We start from the raw sequence: 17,461 nt of genomic DNA, 5'->3' as shown, positions 1-17,461 counted from the left end.
CAATCTTGTTAAGTAACGTGGAGATTGCCACGTCGCTTCGCTCCTCGCAAAGACGGTTGCTACATTACATCGTTTCAACCCAGGCTACCCTCCGCCAAAGCAATCGCACCTGCAATCCCTGCGTTATCCCCTAAACCTGGCAACACGATATAATCATTAATACCTTCCGTTACCGTAGCATTTTTCACATAACCCGCAATAGCCTGTAGGGTTTTAGGGCAAATTTTTTCAATCAGGCCTGGATGGTTCATGACCCCGCCTCCGAAAATAATACGCTTAGGCGATAAACAAAAGGTGTAGTTTGCCGCAGCTGCGGCTAAATAATCGGATTCCAATGCCCAGGCAACATGGTCAGCTGGTAAATCTAGCGCTGATTCAACATGCCAACGTTTCATCATCGCGGGACCCGAAGCCAAGCCTTCGAGACAATTATGGTGAAAAGGACACACGCCTTCAAAAGGATCTTTTGCAAGGTCCTGCGGCATCAGCATATGCCCCATTTCCGTGTGCATAGCGCCGTGTAAAAGCTTGCCATTGACCATAGCACCGCCACCAATACCCGTGCCGACAGTGATGTAAACAAAATCACTCAGACCTTGTGCTGCACCCCAGCGGTGTTCCCCTAAAGCCGCGGCATTCACATCCGTATCAAACCCAATCGGCAACCCCGTGGCTTCCTGCAAAAAACCCACAAAATTAAACTGTTGCCAGGCTTTTTTGGGTGTGGTGGTGATGTGGCCATAGTGTGGCGAGCTGGGGTCAGGATCGAGCGGGCCAAAGACGCCAGCACCGATGGCGCTGACTGTGTGCTCACGCTGAATTTGGCTAATGTAATCGAGCACCTGCGCCATGGTTTCATCAGGGGTTGTGGTGGCGATCACATGACGATCCGAAAGGTGAAGGCCATCTGGCCCATGCGCCACCACAAACTTGGTGCCGCCGGCTTCAATGCCGATAAAATGCGACACTAGTGGCACCCCACACCGATCGCAAGAATAATAAAGGCCAGCACCAAGCAAAATACACCGCGAATTTTTAAATGATACGCACGCTTGCCTGCTTCGCGCCACTCACCAGACTGAAAGCTCCAAAAATTCGCACTTAAAATAATCATGACCATGAACAATGGCCAAGCGATCACTGGCCCCAGTGTGCCGATCATTAAGGAGGCTTTGCTGTAAATCATCAATGAAAAATACCAAAACACGCCCATGATGATCGCGAGCGGCGTGTAACGAATGATGTGCACAGGTTTGTAGTTTACAAAGGATTGATGGCGAATATGTAAGATGATCATGTACACCGCGTACGGCAAGAAGCTTGCGAGCAGAAATCCGGGCCAAATCACATTGGCCGCAGAAAAGGTGTTAATACCGGAAGCCAAGGCGTCTTGTTGCATAGACGCTGTGGCAGCAAAGGTAAAGTTTTGCCCGGCAGAGAACACACCGGCGATGATCGCGAGCAACACACCAAGTTGAAAGTGCCCACTGGCTTCTTTCTGCTTTTGGATTTTCTGATCACGAAACTTGCCTGCAAAGAATGCGTAAATTAAACCGATGATAATAAAGAGTGTGCCAAGCAGCGTGAGTAAACCAGCTGTGGTAAAGATTTTCTCGGGGTGTAGTACAATCAGCGGCATTAAAAAGCCCAAGCCTGTGCCTAGACCAATATTAATCAAAAAGCCTAGGCCTAAGCCAATCATGTTCAGCGCATTGGCAAAGCATACCTGGCCAATGCCGAACAACAAACCGCCAATGAACATAATGGTAATCGCCTCGGTGCTGGCGTGGTGATACACTGCGTAAGACTCTGGGCTTACAATGAACATGAATAGCCACGGAAAAATAAGAAACGCCCAAAAGGCATAATTCAGCCAGATATTTTCAAAGCGCCAGTGACGAATTTTTTTTGTGGGCAGAGCAAAAGAACCATTAAACACGCCTGCTAAGCATACATATATCAGTGATAAGAAAACCTGCATCTCCTATTCCCCTTTGCGTTATTTAATGGCCATGGCAAAACTGAGTACGGTGATCACGATGATCGAAAAGAAAAACACTTTGCGCGCCCAAGCGCGTTCAGCTTCCGGTTCCTGCGCCTTAAAGCCTTTGAGTGCGATCACAAACCACGCCAAACACACTAAAAGTGCGATAATTAAATAAGGAAACCCTGTGTAACCTAGAAACGTCGGCAACAAGGCGACGAAGGTAAACAGGCCGATGTAGCTTAAAATGCTACGCTTGGTGGCTTTGACGCCGCGCTTAAGCGGCATGACCGGAAGCTCAGCTTTAGAGAAATCCCCCAGGCGAAAAATGGCGATCGCGTAAAAGTGCGGGATTTGCCAAACCAGCAGCACCAAGAAGGCAATCAGCGCACCACTATCGAGTTGATTGGTTGCCGCGCAATAACCCACCACAGGCGGCATTGCGCCGGCTACACCGCCAATTAGCGTGCTGTGGATCGACTTGCGCTTGCTCCACAGTGTGTACGTGCCAATGTAAACCACTAAGCCTACAAGCGAGGCCAAGGTGGTTAAACCGTTGGTGCCGAAGTACAACACCAAAAAGCCCAAGGCAGCAAAAGCGACGGTGTAAACCCACGCTCGTTGAATCGACAAAGCCCCTGTGACTAACACCCGTTTTTTGGTGCGCTCCATCACACTGTCAATATCGCGATCGATAATATTATTGAGCGTACAACCTGAGGCAATCACCAAGGCCATGCCGAGCATGGCAATAAACAGTGAGCCATAATGAAAAGGGTGGCGACTTCCTAAGAAGTAGCCACCGCAGAGCGTAATGATATTGCCGACGATGATGCCGGGTTTGATGACCGACAGCGATCGCACTATCAGTGGACCATGTTGTAGTTAAGGTTGTACATAATCCATAGTGTACCGACCACTAAAATCACAATCACGACAATCGTAAAGACAAAGGACATCAAATTCCACATGCCCTCTTCTGATCGCGAGTTCAATCGTAAAAAGCAAATAATTTGCGTAAGCATTTGAGCCGCCACAAACACTGTCAAGGCAATGTATGTTGCACCGGTTGACAACAATTTATGTTGAACAATCAAAAATGAGATGACTGAAAGTACAGCGCAAATCAAAAAACCCAATAAATAAGACAGTAAAATTTTACGGCCGGGTTTATCTTTTGTGACGATAATACCTTGAGTGTCATTCATGATACTGCCCCCATTAAGTAAACGATGGTGAAGATAAAGATCCACACGATATCCAAAAAGTGCCAGAACAAGCTAAAGCACACCACGCGGCGCTTCATGATGGGCGTAATACCTTTCATGCCGAGCTGAATAAAGAGCACGACCAACCAAATCAAGCCGAAGAACACGTGAGCACCGTGGCCACCGACTAGCGTAAAGAAAGCGGACAAGAACGCACTGCGCTGCCAGCTATTGCCGGTGTGCACAAGGTAAGAAAACTCGTGCCACTCCATGAGCAAGAAGCACAAGCCCAAGATGAATGTCACACCGAGCCAGGTCATTAAGGCGGTTCGGCTGCGATTATGCAGAGCCAAAAAGCCAAGGCCGCAGGTCAAGCTACTGGTTAGGAGCAAAAACGTTGAAACCAAAACGTAAGGTAAACTCGCGATTTGACGAATGCCCACGCCACCGAAGGTGTTGTGTTGAAGTACCGCGTAGCATGCGAATAGCGAAGCAAACAAGATGCAGTCGCTTAAGATATAGACCCAAAAGCCAAAATAGACTTTTGAATCCGTTTCATGCTGGTGGTCGTGATGATGAACCGCTGCAGTACTCATTATTTTGCTCCTCCTGCCAGTTTCGCTTCTGTTTCAGCCACCTCAGAGGCTTTCACGTAGTAATCCGTGTTGAAATCAAAGGCGCGAATGATGATGCATGCCAAAGTAATGATGGCAGAGGCAAAGCATAACCAGATGATATTCCATACCATGGCAAAGCCAAACACACCGGCAAACATCGCAATCCAAAAGCCCATGCTCGTGCTTTTTGGCATATGGATATCTTCATACTGCGGTTTTTCACTCGCTTGAGGATGCTCTTTGGCTTTCCAGAACGGATCACGCGCATCAACCACAGGGGTTATCGCAAAGTTGTAGTGAGGCGGTGGTGATGGGATTGACCACTCCAGCGTGCGCGCATCCCAAGGGTCGTTGCCCGCAGGGTTTTCGGCACGGTGCTTGATGCTGTAAAACAATTGGATAATTTGGAAGATGATCCCTGTTAAGATCAAGAATGCACCGATACAAGCCACCACTAAGTAAGGGTGCCAGCCTGTAGACGCAGGATAATGTTCCAAACGGCGCGTCATACCCATCATGCCCAAGGCATACAACGGCATAAAGGCAACGTAGAAACCAATGACCCAAAACCAAAACGCGTATTTACCCAAGCGCTCATTGAGCTTGAAGCCAAACGCTTTTGGAAACCAGTAAGTGTAACCGGCAAACAAACCAAACACCACGCCACCGATGATGGTGTTATGGAAGTGAGCAATCAAGAACAAGCTGTTATGCACTTGGAAATCGACCGGTGGCACAGCCATAAGTACGCCTGTCATACCGCCAATCGTAAAAGTGATCAAAAAGGCGATGGTCCACATCATTGGTGTGGCGAAATAAATTCGGCCGCGGTACATCGTAAACAACCAGTTGAAAATTTTCACACCCGTTGGGATGGAAATAATCATGGTCGCAATACCAAAGAAGGCGTTAACGTTTGCACCGGCACCCATAGTGAAGAAGTGATGTAGCCACACGATGAACGCCAACAAGGCAATAGCCATCGTCGCGTAAACCATTGCAGAGTAACCGAAAATCGTTTTGCGGCAGAAAGTTGCCACGATTTCAGAGTAAATGCCAAAGGCTGGCAACACCAAGATATACACTTCTGGGTGACCCCATGCCCAAATCATATTGATATAAAGCATCGCGTTACCGCCAAAGGCAGACGTGAAAAAATGCATGCCGGCGAAGCGATCTAAGAACAATAAGAATAACGTGATGTTTAGAATCGGGAACGAAATGACCGTTAAGATCATCGCGCAAAGTACAGACCAGGTAAAAATAGGCATTTTCATTAAGGTCATGCCTGGGCAGCGCATTTTAACAATCGTGACCAGAATGTTGATCGCGCCCAACAAGGTACCGACACCCGAAATGGACAGCGCCCAAAGGTAATAGTCGACACCAACCCCCGGACTATACGCGAGCTCAGACAGCGGCGGATAGGCCAACCAACCTGTGCGGGCAAAGTTACCGATAAAAAGGGACATCATGACAAGGCCGGCGCTGACCACGTACAACCAGAAACTCAATGAGTTTAGGAAAGGATACGCCACGTCGCGCGCACCGATTTGCAAAGGCACCACCAAGTTGATAATACCGAACACCAAAGCCATGGCCATGAAGAAAATCATGATCACACCGTGTGCGGTAAAGATTTGGTCGTAGTGTTCCGGCGGCAAGTAGCCGTGGTGAGGACCAAACGCAATCGCCTGTTGAAGACGCATCATGATCGCATCCGAGAAACCACGTAGGAACATAATGCCTGCAGCGATCATATACATGATCCCGATTTTCTTGTGGTCTGTTGTCGTGACACATTCACGCCATAAATATCCCCACTTACGATAGTAAGTAATCGTGCCCAACACAGCCAGGCCAATGATAGCCACAACGATGAATGTCACGACCAAAATAGGCACATTGTAAGGAATCGCGCTTAATGTGAGTCGTCCGAATAACCAACTTTCTTTCATATCACTTACCTACCTTAATTATAAATGCACGCCAAGTTCGCTAGTGTCGACATTATGTCGATTTGGCGTCATGAACTTTTGAATGATTTGTTTGTATAAACCGTTTGAAACTGTACCGTAGTGAATCACGCCGGTGTCGTGGCTGGCTGGAACTAAGTCCATATTGTAAGCGTTCCACGTCAAGTGTTTTGCTGAACGACGAACTTTATTAACCCAGGCTTGGAATTTTGCCGGCGTCGTCGCGTAAGCAAAGAAGCGCATACCAGAGAAGCCGTCGCCACTAAAGCTGACAGAACCACCGCGGTACTTGCCCTCTTCGCTCGCAATTAAATGAAGCTTGGTTTGCATGCCGTTCATCGCGTAAATCTGGCCGCCCAAAGCAGGAATTTGGAATGAGTTCATCGGTGCATCAGCAGTGATCACAAAGTCCACGGGCGTGTGCGCAGGGAAAATCACCTGGTTAACCGTGGCAATGTGCTCTTTAGGATAAATGAACAAAAAGCGCCAGCGTAAAGCCACGACTTGAATTTGAATCGGTTTTTTGTTTTGCGTAACGCTTGGAGAGAGTTCTTTGTAAGGGTCTAGTCGGTGTGTGTAAATCCAGGTCATCGTGCCGAGAATGACGATAATAATGCAAGGAATTAGCCACCAAATAAATTCCAATAGATTACTGTGCGACCAGTTTGGTGTGTATTTGGCTTTTTCGTTGCTACGACGGTAGCGGTAACCAATCCAAATGGTTAAAAGGATCACTGGCACGACCACAATCAGCATCAGCCAAACCGCTTCGATCAGCAATTCTTTTTCTTGAGTGGCTACCCAGCCTTTAGGTTGAAGGACCACTGCGTGACAAGCGCTGAGTAGTAAGCTCAACCCTGCTGCGCAACCAATATATAGTAAGGAACGTAGTTTTTTCACAGTGTTTCAATCTCTCGAGTGACCAATACAAATAGCTTGTGGGCCTAGTTTGGCCCGCCGATACTTTACCATATTGATTTTTCTGCGCAATGACTTTTCTGTGGCAGCTTCCTCGCATAATAAATCGCCAAAAACCGGTCAGCTTTTAACCATAACTATGTTAGGATATCAGGCTGTTGAATATATAAGGGAATGCCATGTTAAGCGCCGAGCAGCTTGAGCAACTCTATGTGTATCATAATAAAACTTTGGGCTCACATTACGTCATTGCCATCGACAATACGCTTCGCGGACCAGCACTGGGAGGCTGTCGCATCAGCGATACCTATGTTGATTTAGATCACGCCCTATCGGATGCGATTGCTTTAGCCAAAGCCATGACCATGAAGTCCACCTACGCCGGACTGCCTTTTGGCGGTGGTAAGGCCGTGATACTCATGCCGAAAGAAGCGCAGCCTATTCGCGATAAAATTTTAAAAGACTTCGCCACGCATTTAAATGCACTGGGTGGGCGCTACATCACTTCCTTAGACTTTGGCAGCACGCAAGAAGACATTCAAATCTTAAGTGAGCATACAAACTATTTAGTGGGATTAAATAATCAAAAGCAAAATGAGCATGACACGGCGTTTTATACAGCCGCCGGTATTTTTAAAGGGATGAAGGCGGCGCTTGTGCACACCGAAGGCGAGGCTAATTTTATAGAAAAAAGAGTGGTTGTTAAAGGTGTGGGTAAAGTCGGCCTACACTTAATTAAGCAGCTGCTTAATGCAAAAGCGCGTGTGTTTGCCTTTGATATTAATGCTGAGCAACTAGAGGCACAATCCAAAACGCTAGGGTTTTCTATTGTCACGCCAGACGAAGCTATAAGTATGCAAAGCGATATTTTTGCCCCCTGCTCCAAGGCGGGTACAGTGACAGAGTATTTTGCAAGAACGGTTAACACACGGATAATCTGTGGCGCTGAAAACAATCAGATAGCGAGTGACACGGCAGAACGTATATTGATGCATCGCCATGTTCACTATCTGCCTGATTTTGTCGTGAATGCCGGTGGTGTATTGTGCGCTGCAAAAATGATGAATATCCTGACCGACAAAACACTAAACGACAAGCTTGAAGACGTGCATGTCAACTGCGTGAAATTATTGGAAAAATCACAGCGAACAGGGCTTCGCACTTCACTGCTGGCGAGAGAACAAGCGAACAATTTGTTGTTTGAAGTCTGACCACTTCGCATTGCCTAAATCCAGGTTCTCAATGAATAGGCTTTTACTACCCTGCTCAAGTTGTGTTAGAGTTTGTCCAACATTAGCAACTCAACAACAATAATAAGATCAAATAGTAGCGGGGAGCTTATGCCTTCGTTTTTCACAGAATCGCGAGCGCGCTGCCTTCAAAAACGTAGGCCGCCTGCGCCAAGAGTTTTTGATGCATCATTTCGAGGTTTCGCGCGCGGTGCGAGCTTGGGTAATTTGCTTAAATTATCGAGCCAACTCTATGAGTTTGATATGCCTACACCAGCGTGGTTGTCGGCCAGTCTTTTTGTCATGGCTGTAACAACTTACAGCTCGTATATCGGCACTAGCTGGTGGAACAAGCCTTTAGAGGTTGCTCCGGACAATCAGTCAAAACGTTCGTCTCGACAGCGTACAGCCCAAAAAATGCTGGACGCCTTTTTTAGAAGCTTGGCTCGCGCTGAGTCTACGATGAGCTATGCACTATCAATTTGCCTTCTCGCTGATGTGAGCATTCCCATTCTTGTGGGTATTTTAGGCATCATGGCGACTGGCTTAATCGTGTGGACCTCGTACCAGCGAGCATATCATCGTCGTCATCTATATACCCAATTAACAGACTCTCAATGCAATGATGAGGTTCGTCATCGTGACTGCGTGAAACACACCCAGGCTCCTAGGGCGATCGACGCGATTTATCGCGGGCTTGCCAGAGGTGCAAGTATGGCGAGCCTTCTCAATATGCTAGGCAGCGTCATTGTGTTTAGTTCGAAAATCCCCGCGCTGGTGGTCAGCTTTGTCACAATGGCAATTACGATATACACGTCCTATACCAATACCCGGTGGTGGGAAAACGATCTGAAAAAGCTCACTGATTTGTCTTCTCAAAACAACCCTAAAACACAAAAAGCTCAAAGTATGATTGATGCGCTTTTTAGGGCATTATCGCGCACAGAATCGATTATAAACTACACCCTAGCGATCTGCCTGTTTGCTGGTATAACCTTGCCTATCCTTGCCGTGGCTTTTTTAGGGCTTGCGGGCCTGGTATTAAATGGCTGGGCTTCGTATCGACGCAATATCTGCCGTCGAGACTATACCGCACGCTTAATAGAACAGGCTTCTAATACTGAGGATGCGAGAGAAGACGTAAGTCTAGAGGCTGTCAGATCAGATCTTCCTAAGAGCGCCGTTTGATTATTTTTAATTTATCAGCAAGCTTGCTTTGATTTTTCGTTACGTCAGCTAATGTGTACTGTGCCAAATTATCCAAAAACTGTGCCTTGGCCTGTTCTAATACTTTTTTTAGTTTGCAAACAGGAATAATGCAGCATGTCCCCTGGGGATTATCAATGCACTCAACCAAGCGAAAGTTGGGCTCGGTTTTTTGAATGAGTTCACCCAAGTTAATCTCCCTTGGGGTTTTGCTAAGCTCAAGCCCACCACTTTTGCCACGAATAGTTTTTAAATAGCCTAATTGCCCTAATTTATGGACGACCTTGACCAAATGATGCCTGGAAATTTGGTAGCTTTCGGCAATTTCCGTGATGGTACAGACCTCTTGTTTGGTTGCGATATAGATTAATGTACGTAATGCGTAATCTGTAAACTGAGTTAATTGCATAAAAAAATTCTCAAATTATCTTGCCAATTCTATTGCCCAAGTATAACATGCATTTGAAATACATGTTTAAGTCATTACTAACCCTAAGGAGAGTTTACTATGAATGCATCACTTTATGAACGATTAGGTGGCGAGGCTGGTGTTAACGCAGCAGTTGATAGCTTTTACCGTAAAGTTTTGAGCGATGATCGCGTGAGTCATTTTTTTGACGATGTTGATATGGATAAGCAAATTGTTAAACAAAAAGGCTTCTTAACGATGGTATTTGGTGGCCCAAACCATTATACCGGCAAAGATATGCGCGAAGGCCACAAGCACCTATTAAAACGCGGATTAAATGATAGCCACGTGGATGTCATTATCGAACTTTTAGGTAAAACCTTAAGTGAGCTCGGCGCAAACGAGGACGATATTAAAGAAGTGGCTGCTATTGCTAATAGTGTACGCGATGATGTTTTGGATCGGTAGTTACCTATGCTTCGCATTACGTTCCAAGATGAGTGCTATGAAAATCACACCGATGAAACGGTGCTTGATTGCCTAAAAAGACATCAGGTGGATTACCCTTGTGGTTGTCAGTCTGGTATTTGCCAATCTTGCTTGGCGCAATTAACAGACGGCGAAATGGATTCATCTTGGCAAAAGGGGCTTAAAGAAACGCTGCTTGCAAAAAACTATTTTTTAGCTTGCCTGGCAAAACCTAAAGAGGATATTTCATTGGCGTTACCTGGGCTTGATGATATTACACGTCCAGCACAGATCAAAAAAATCCAATATCTCAATAAAAACGTGATTTGCCTGGCGTTACTTGTCAGTGAAACCACACTGTGGACACCCGGGCAATATCTCAACTTGATTAATTTTGAGGGCTGTCGGCGTAGTTACTCCATAGCTAACGTGCCAGAAGAAGATGGGTATATCGCTTTGCACATTAAACTTATGCCCAATGGCGTCATGAGTGCTTGGCTAAAAAACACCGCTCATCCTGGGTGCAACGTTTGTTTGCAAGGCCCCATGGGCGATTGTTTTTACACAAACCCTAGCAAAGAAAGTTTCCCTATGGTTTTAGCTGGCACAGGAACCGGCTTGGCGCCATTACTGGCTATTGTGCGAGATGCATTGCGCCAGCAGCATAAAGGTCAAATAACCCTGATTCACGGGGGTGTTTGCGCAGAAGATTTATATCTTGATGAAAAGCTAAAGCAGCTCGCCAAACAACACAAACAACTGGCTTATAAAAGTTGTGTGCTTAACGGCGACGGCATCCATCAAGAAAGTACTATTGATAAGGTAGTGTTAAATACGTTAAAAAATAATCCACGAGCAAAAGTGTATGTTTGTGGCCCAGAGGCAACCACTAAAAAACTCAAAACAACCGCATTTTTAGCCGGCGTGCCCTCCGCATTAATTTATAGCGATGCTTTTTTAGATAACAGCTACGCCAAACCATAGATGTCGTAACTATTAAATTGGCGCGCCCGGAGAGATTTTGGTGGTCTTTGTCTACTTGTCTGGCTAAGCAATACCTTCAAAGAGCGTGCATAACCACCAATCGTAAGCTAATCAGTAACAATATTACACCCGAACAACGCTCAATCCAGCAGGAAACAGACTGAAAATAGCGGTTTAATTGAGGATGGGTTAATAAAATAGCCACAAACGAAAACCAAAAAAATTCCACTAAAACGACAGTCGCACCATAGATGGATTGAACTACCAGCGGCATACCTGGGTAAATGAACTGGGTAAACAACGCCAAAAAAAACAATATGACTTTCGGGTTTAACATATTCGTTAAAAACCCCATGCGAAAAGCAGCATGATGCTTAATCATTTTGCTTGCTGGTAAGCCATTTTCTGCATCACGTCGTTCATGCTTTGCCAACAAGCACTGTATGCCAATATACGCCAGATATATGGCGCCGCCAAAACGGATAATGTTCGCCAAGATGGGATTATGCAAAATCAACACTGCCAAACCGAGCAAGACAATTAAAGCATAGATTGACATACCGAGTGCTAACCCAAAGGCTGTCCATACTCCGGTCATACGGGAAGAACGCAGTGTGTTTCTCAGCACCAAAGCAAAACTGATACCGGGAATCATCGATCCCAAAAGGCTTGCAAACAAAATCATTAGCCAACCATAAAAGTAATCCACCATTGCTCCTATTCGCTTACGCCACCATACAATAAGGCTTTTCTTTATCAACGGGGGTCATCTGAGACAAGCTACTCAACCCAAATAAGCGCAATAACCATCGATCTGTACCATCAAATCTTGGAACAAAGCGTTTACGCGCATGGGTAACACGTTGATTTTTGAAAATTAAAAAATCACCCGATTGTAATAAAATACGATTTAATGCCCTCTTTGATAATAATGCTTCGCCGAACTTATCAAACGCCTGCTGTGCCCTGCTAGTTTTGGGTATTGTATATTCTTTATCAAAGCGGCAATAATACACCTCGTTTTCATCCTGTACCAGGATAGGCAGCTCATATTGTTTAGCACTCATGAACGAATCCGGCATTTTTAAAGTAAACTCAGGTTTTTTTAACTGCTCAATCGTACTACTATCCAGTAATTTTAATGCGTCGTCCAAAATAGACACATTGGTTGAAACGTTTAAATCACAACGAATGCCAAGTAAAGACAGGTATTCAGGTGACGCTGATAAGCTTTTACTATTTATCTCAGGTAATAGAGGCAAATGGCAATTATCCACATGCATGCCTAATGTATACATAGAGCCATGTGAGCTTTTTTCATTCATGCCTTTTTCGGAAGGAATAACATGTCTAAATAGGCGCCCATTATTTTCACCCCGATAAGAAACCGGATTGATCCTGATTAAATCATACAAACCCAAATTAACGGCTACAGCCAATGGCATGGACTGCAAAGCCAGTTTTTCATGATACGGCGTTGGCGGTAATGTCTTATCCAAAGGTAGCCCACGAATTAACAACGCTGCTTCGTTGTCATTCTCTTTAAATGATTGAATCAAGTTTAATTTTTCTTCCCTTAACGCTTCACGGAGAACATCGCCACACACTGGCATTGATTGAAGCAACGCATTATCCTGATCAATATCGTTTAAATAGGGCATCAATCCTCTAATTTTACTCGCCTCTTCATAATGAATAAAAACTTCTTTGATTAAATGACTCATTATAAACCTCGCGAAAAATATTGATTAGAGAAAATAACAGAATGAATAGCGTGATTTTTTTGGCTGTATAGCATTTCTGGAAAGCGCCCATAATACTGGTGATCATGTGGTTGTCCTTGAGATACTCTTGTTAAACTAGTTAATTAATGAGAGATTATCATTTTAGATGCTTCGATTCTAGGATGGACGATATTATGCGTACGAATGAGCACTGATGAGTACTCAATCCCGCAAAATTCACGCAAGAATTTTAAAGTGACTGCCAAAAGTTGATCTGATTTTTTATCTGTGCCAGAACCTTTATTATCAATAGGCTTTTTGTAAAGGCGATTTGTATAGCGAGTCGCTACGCCCGCTAAAGATTTTAGGCCATCGTGACCCCTAAAATCTGCGGGCGCTTAACGCGACAACCTAATAGGCCGCGACCGTCCCCATCACTTGCACTACGTTTACTTTGCAAACTACGTACAAGCTCTCAGGTGACTTGACGCCTGCATAAAGATTTTTTACACATCCCTTCGGGCTGACTGAAAAATCGCAGGCTATCGCGGACTACTCGCCTCCGCCTTCGGCTCTCCATGGCTCGCAGCGAATGAGCGAAATTATTATTTACAAAACAAAAGATGGGCAGGTCGAGTTAGATGTCACTTTATCTGAAGATACTATCTGGCTTTCATTAAACCAACTATCGGATCTCTTTGGACGTGAAAAATCATCGGTTTCTAGACATTTAACTAATATCTTTAAATCAAAGGAATTGAACAAAAAGTCAGTTGTTGCAAAAATTGCAACAACTGCTGCTGATGGTAAAGTCTATCAAGTAGACCACTACAATTTAGATGTGATTATTTCAGTAGGATATCGTATTAATTCACTTCAAGCGACACAGTTTAGAACTTGGCTACCAAGATATTAAAAGATCATCTTATTAAAGGATATACGACACACGAAAAACGACTTGCTGAGCGTGGAATAAAAGAACTGCAGCAGTCTATTGAGTTACTGCAAAAAACACTGACGCGTAATGAATTGGTTAATGACATTGGCCGTGAAACTATTCAGCTCATCATGAGTTACACCAAAACGTGGCAGATTCTGGTCTTAGATGTGACTATGGGCGAGGATCTCTCAAGAGTGCGCAAAGACCATGCCCCAGAGAATATGGCGATGATACGGCATATCGTTTTAAACCTATTAAGAGGTGCAAAATCCCAATTCCGAAAAGATATGAGCTTAAAAGGACTGCAAAAGAAAGCTGGCTGGGGTGAAAATACCCTTAGTGCTATTTTAATGCAGGAATTTTAATGGGACAGCCGTGGTTTAATCATCGCCAAGCTCTTTACATCAACTTCCCCATCGATTAGATTCACGATGATTGTTAACAGGGATGGAAATAATGAGGAACAAAAACACTAGGCTTAGCGATGATGCAGAGCAAAAACTTGAGAAATTACATCAAGAACTGATTCAACACAGTAAAACGTTTAGCGGTTACCCTTGTAATTTAGATTATGACTACTCATCTTTATTTCGTTTCCTAAGCTTTTCGATCAACAATGTTGGCGACCCCTTTGCCGGCAGTAATTACAAAGTGAACACACACGCATTTGAGCGCGAAGTGATTGCTTTTTTCGCCGGCCTACTTAAGGGCCAAGACTGTCGCGGTTATATCACCAGCGGTGGCACAGAAGGCAACTTATTTGGCCTAAACCTTGCCTTAAAACGCTTTCCGAATGCGGTCTTGTACTTTTCAGCCAGAACGCATTACAGCATTATTAAAATCGCGAAACTTATTCGCGTGGAGTACCGAGAGATCCCCGTGCAAGATCACGGCGAAATCGATTATGACCGCCTGGTAGAGCAACTCAAACACCATGCAGACCGCCCTGCCATTATCAATGTCAATATCGGCACCACAATGACGGGCGCTATCGACAACTTAGACCGCATTCACGAAGCTTTATTACAAGCCAACATCAGTGACTATCACTTGCACGCCGACGCAGCACTCAGCGGCATGGTTTTACCTTTCTTAGACAACCCGCCACCGTTTAATTTTGAAGATGGCATTGACAGTATTGCTATTAGCGGACATAAGTTTATTGGTTCGCCCCTGCCTTGTGGTATTGCGCTAACGCGCACTCCTTATATTGAAGAGTCGATCCCGAACATTGCTTATGTGCGCATTCTAGACAGCACCATCACCGGTTCTCGTAATGGTTTTACACCGTTGATTCTTTGGCACGCCATTCAACAACAAGGTAAGACGGGTTTCTCTGAACAAGTGAAGCGATGCCTTGATAATGCCCAGTATGCAGTGAAGAAATTCAACGATGCCGGTGTGTCAGCTTGGAAAAACGATCATTCGATCACGGTGGTCATTCCTCGCCCCTCTGAAGCCATGATCCAGCACTGGCAGTTAGCAACACATGGGCACATGGCGCATATTGTGGTGATGCCACACTTTAGCAAACCGTTTATTGATGAGGTGGTGGAGAGTTTATTGGGGGATTTGCGGGGGTTAATTAATTATTTAACTGGGAATATTTGTAAATAAGAAATTAATTCCTTAAGTTCAATCGGCAATCAGTCGGGCCATTTCACTAGACATCCAGCAAAATGGCCCTTTTCATTACCTGAAGAAGGTTAATACCAGCTCAATACGACTGTAAATACAGCGTATACAAGCGCGAAACAGCCATCCTTCTCTATTATCTGACATAAGTTTTTCTCCTTATGTGTAAAAATTAGAACCGTGCAGAAAACCCAAAGACGTGCTACAATGCGCGCGGTTTTGGCTTAGGCGGCAGCAACAAGGCTCGCTTTAGCATACTACCACTACAAGCGGCGCGAATTAAGACACTCGCCGCTTGTAGCTTTCTTACTCCATAATTTGTTTTATTTCGCCCTGTATTTTCTGCCGCGCTGCGCGCCAGGGTTTGTTTGGTAAATTTTCTCTTCAGACTCCAAGGCATCAAAATGTTCAATGACGTTTCTATAATACGTTTTTATGCCCTGCTTCTCGTAATCCTTAATAATTTCTTTTGCCTGAGCGCCCTCTGAATTACTGTATTTTTTCAATAACTCAAGCGTGGTATCTGGCGTAACCCTAAAACGATTTTCTCTAGTTTTAGGCGCGGCCTGTACAGGAGTAGCCCCTCCATTGATAGAAGCATTAATAATCGAGTTTAAGCTGTTAATTACCTCGTCTGATACGGCAAGCTGGCTACGCTCGTGTTTTAGCTGCGCTTCTAGCCGCTCGATATTCTTCTCGGTTCGCTGGCGTTTAGCCTTTTCCTGCATCAATACAGCGTCAATATTGCGTTTTAAAGGTGAGTCGTTATCGTTATCCATTGGTATCTCCAGCTGCGCGAGTTATTCCTAATTGTTTCACGCGTAGAAATAATCGTCAACTATAAATTAAGTAGATACGAAAGAAAATCAAATTAGTTAAGTACAATAATATTAATATTAGTTATTACCCGAAGATTCTAATATCTATATAATTTTCGCAGTGACGCAATATGGGGGGGGGTAGGAAAGGTCATTGATCGCTTTTCAATTAGACAAACATCTGCTTAATAATATTCTGGGAATAATGCCTAGCAATCCCAGCAATAAAAGCAGGAAAATCAATGTGCGCCTGATGGTCGGCGCGATCAGAAATGGTTCTAATGACCACAAACGGAATCTTGTAATCATGGCACACTTGAGCCACCGCTGCGCCTTCCATCTCAACAGCCAGTGTGGCAGGTTGCTCGTGCAAAATAGCGGCTGTTCTTTCGCTGTCAGCAATAAATTGGTCGCCGCTTGCGATCACACCTAAATAACAACGCGGAGTTTTAATATTAAAGTGTTCTAATTTTTCTAAAAGCTCTTTTCCAGGGCGAGCCAATAAGTCTTCAGAAGCGCTTTTAGCAGCTGCGACCAAGTTTTCACAGGCTTTCAGGAAAGTCATGCCCGTTAATGGGACTTCGTGCTTCGGAAAAAGTGGTCGCGGATCCATATCATGCTGATAGGCCTCGCTTGAAATGACTACATCACCAATGTTTAATTCTGGCGCCGCAGCGCCGGCAACGCCGGTAAAAATTAAACGGTCGACCTTAAATTCAGCAATTAAAGAAGTGGCTGTGGTACTGGCTGCAACTTTACCCCAGCGAGAAAAAACCAACACGGCATCAGCACCGTTAATTTTGCCCTTATAGTATGTTCGACTTCCCCGCTCTACTGACTCAGTTTCTGTCATTAGTTCGCGGATAAGCTCGATTTCTTCGGGCATGGCGCCCATGATACCGGTGATCATGTGATTGTCCTTGAGATACTCTTGTTAACCTAGTTAATTAATGAGAGATTATCATTTTAGATGCTTCGATTCTAGGATGGACGAAACACAAAACCATCCGAAGCTAGGTAACGTATCCGCCAGGTGTTTAAACCCGAAGTCATTTCTGAAGAAAATTAAAACGGGATTTTGTGTTTGGCGCGCCCGGAAGGATTACTCGCCCCATCCCTGGGGCTCGCCCCTACGGGGCGCTTCGCGTTCAAATCTGCTCCTGCAGATTTGTCGAACCTGTCGGAGGTTCTCATCCAACCGTACGCTGCGAATCTCTAAAAAAAAATCACCCTTCGGGTGACTTTTCTTAATGTACGACTTGAGACATAGGTAACACTTTATACCGGAGACATAGGTTACACTTTTAGGCATTTGAAGGGGAAATAAAAATGCCGTGGAAGGAGT

18 protein-coding genes and 1 pseudogene are annotated in these 17,461 nt (G+C 44.9%); 6 read left to right on the top strand and 13 right to left on the bottom strand.

Features of this window, described 5'->3' with window-relative positions; genetic code table 11:
* Positions 1-74: 74 nt before the first annotated feature.
* The 7 genes from COV52_10170 to cyoA are packed head-to-tail and all read right to left on the bottom strand — an operon-like array spanning position 75 to position 6,685.
* Positions 75-968 (bottom strand): fructokinase, encoded by an 894-nt coding sequence (locus COV52_10170; GenBank protein PIR10062.1) that lies wholly within the window; start codon positions 966-968, stop codon positions 75-77.
* Positions 968-1,981 (bottom strand): hypothetical protein, encoded by a 1,014-nt coding sequence (locus tag COV52_10165; protein PIR10061.1) that lies wholly within the window; start codon positions 1,979-1,981, stop codon positions 968-970. Before COV52_10165 ends, COV52_10170 begins: the two co-directional genes overlap by 1 nt.
* 18 nt (positions 1,982-1,999) lie before the next feature.
* Positions 2,000-2,848, bottom strand: coding sequence for a protoheme IX farnesyltransferase (locus COV52_10160; protein PIR10060.1), 849 nt, complete (start codon positions 2,846-2,848; stop codon positions 2,000-2,002).
* 2 nt (positions 2,849-2,850) lie between these two features.
* On the bottom strand, positions 2,851-3,192 hold the full coding sequence (gene cyoD / locus COV52_10155) for a cytochrome o ubiquinol oxidase subunit IV (GenBank protein PIR10059.1): 342 nt from the start codon (positions 3,190-3,192) through the stop codon (positions 2,851-2,853).
* On the bottom strand, positions 3,189-3,788 hold the full coding sequence (cyoC, locus tag COV52_10150; protein PIR10058.1) for a cytochrome o ubiquinol oxidase subunit III: 600 nt from the start codon (positions 3,786-3,788) through the stop codon (positions 3,189-3,191). The genes cyoD and cyoC overlap by 4 nt, the downstream gene beginning before the upstream one ends.
* A complete protein-coding gene (gene cyoB / locus COV52_10145) occupies positions 3,788-5,767 on the bottom strand; it encodes a cytochrome o ubiquinol oxidase subunit I (GenBank protein ID PIR10057.1) in 1,980 nt (659 codons plus the stop codon). The genes cyoC and cyoB overlap by 1 nt, the downstream gene beginning before the upstream one ends.
* 18 nt (positions 5,768-5,785) lie before the next feature.
* Complete coding sequence (gene cyoA / locus COV52_10140; GenBank protein PIR10056.1) at positions 5,786-6,685, bottom strand: ubiquinol oxidase subunit II; 900 nt, start codon at positions 6,683-6,685, stop codon at positions 5,786-5,788.
* Between the two features lie 197 nt (positions 6,686-6,882).
* On the opposite strand from cyoA, the gene COV52_10135 reads away from it, so the two are divergent.
* Entirely contained in the window at positions 6,883-7,914 is a 1,032-nt protein-coding gene (locus tag COV52_10135) for a hypothetical protein (GenBank protein PIR10055.1), read from the top strand.
* Positions 7,915-8,043: 129 nt separating this feature from the next.
* The gene (locus COV52_10130; protein ID PIR10054.1) at positions 8,044-9,120 is read left to right on the top strand and encodes a hypothetical protein; all 1,077 of its coding nucleotides are present in this window, start codon (positions 8,044-8,046) and stop codon (positions 9,118-9,120) included.
* Here COV52_10130 and COV52_10125 read toward each other — a convergent pair.
* Positions 9,104-9,547, bottom strand: a complete 444-nt coding sequence (locus COV52_10125) for a BadM/Rrf2 family transcriptional regulator (protein PIR10053.1) — start codon at positions 9,545-9,547, stop codon at positions 9,104-9,106. The genes COV52_10130 and COV52_10125 overlap by 17 nt on opposite strands.
* Before the next feature lie 99 nt (positions 9,548-9,646).
* Between COV52_10125 and COV52_10120 the strand changes: the two genes are divergently transcribed.
* Both COV52_10120 and COV52_10115 read left to right on the top strand, forming a co-directional pair.
* Positions 9,647-10,015: a group 1 truncated hemoglobin gene (locus COV52_10120; protein ID PIR10052.1), complete on the top strand. Its 369-nt coding sequence runs from the start codon at positions 9,647-9,649 to the stop codon at positions 10,013-10,015.
* A 6-nt stretch (positions 10,016-10,021) separates the two neighbouring features.
* Positions 10,022-10,999, top strand: a complete 978-nt coding sequence (locus COV52_10115; GenBank protein PIR10051.1) for a ferredoxin — start codon at positions 10,022-10,024, stop codon at positions 10,997-10,999.
* Positions 11,000-11,075: 76 nt separating this feature from the next.
* On the opposite strand, the gene COV52_10110 is transcribed toward COV52_10115, so the two are convergent.
* Positions 11,076-11,711 carry an amino acid transporter gene (locus COV52_10110; protein PIR10050.1) on the bottom strand — a complete coding sequence of 212 codons (636 nt, stop codon included), beginning with the start codon at positions 11,709-11,711 and terminating at the stop codon, positions 11,076-11,078.
* A gap of 13 nt (positions 11,712-11,724) precedes the next feature.
* Positions 11,725-12,723 carry a hypothetical protein gene (locus COV52_10105; protein ID PIR10049.1) on the bottom strand — a complete coding sequence of 333 codons (999 nt, stop codon included), beginning with the start codon at positions 12,721-12,723 and terminating at the stop codon, positions 11,725-11,727.
* A gap of 592 nt (positions 12,724-13,315) precedes the next feature.
* On the opposite strand from COV52_10105, the pseudogene COV52_10100 reads away from it, so the two are divergent.
* Positions 13,316-14,028 (top strand): annotated as a pseudogene (locus COV52_10100) (hypothetical protein).
* 82 nt (positions 14,029-14,110) lie between these two features.
* A complete protein-coding gene (locus COV52_10095) occupies positions 14,111-15,280 on the top strand; it encodes a histidine decarboxylase (GenBank protein ID PIR10048.1) in 1,170 nt (389 codons plus the stop codon).
* 341 nt (positions 15,281-15,621) lie between these two features.
* On the opposite strand, the gene COV52_10090 is transcribed toward COV52_10095, so the two are convergent.
* From COV52_10090 to COV52_10080, 3 genes are all read right to left on the bottom strand, one after another.
* Positions 15,622-16,077: a hypothetical protein gene (locus tag COV52_10090; protein PIR10047.1), complete on the bottom strand. Its 456-nt coding sequence runs from the start codon at positions 16,075-16,077 to the stop codon at positions 15,622-15,624.
* A gap of 208 nt (positions 16,078-16,285) precedes the next feature.
* On the bottom strand, positions 16,286-17,026 hold the full coding sequence (locus COV52_10085) for a 5'-methylthioadenosine/S-adenosylhomocysteine nucleosidase (GenBank protein PIR10046.1): 741 nt from the start codon (positions 17,024-17,026) through the stop codon (positions 16,286-16,288).
* A gap of 192 nt (positions 17,027-17,218) precedes the next feature.
* Positions 17,219-17,461 (bottom strand): hypothetical protein (locus COV52_10080; protein ID PIR10045.1); only part of this gene is annotated, 243 nt, incomplete at its 5' end.

The sequence above is a fragment of the Gammaproteobacteria bacterium CG11_big_fil_rev_8_21_14_0_20_46_22 genome, from assembly GCA_002796245.1.
Classification (GTDB): Bacteria; Pseudomonadota; Gammaproteobacteria; order UBA12402; family UBA12402; genus 1-14-0-20-46-22.
The sequence above is the reverse complement of the archived record's forward strand: the minus strand, read 5'-3'. Positions and strand labels throughout refer to the sequence as shown.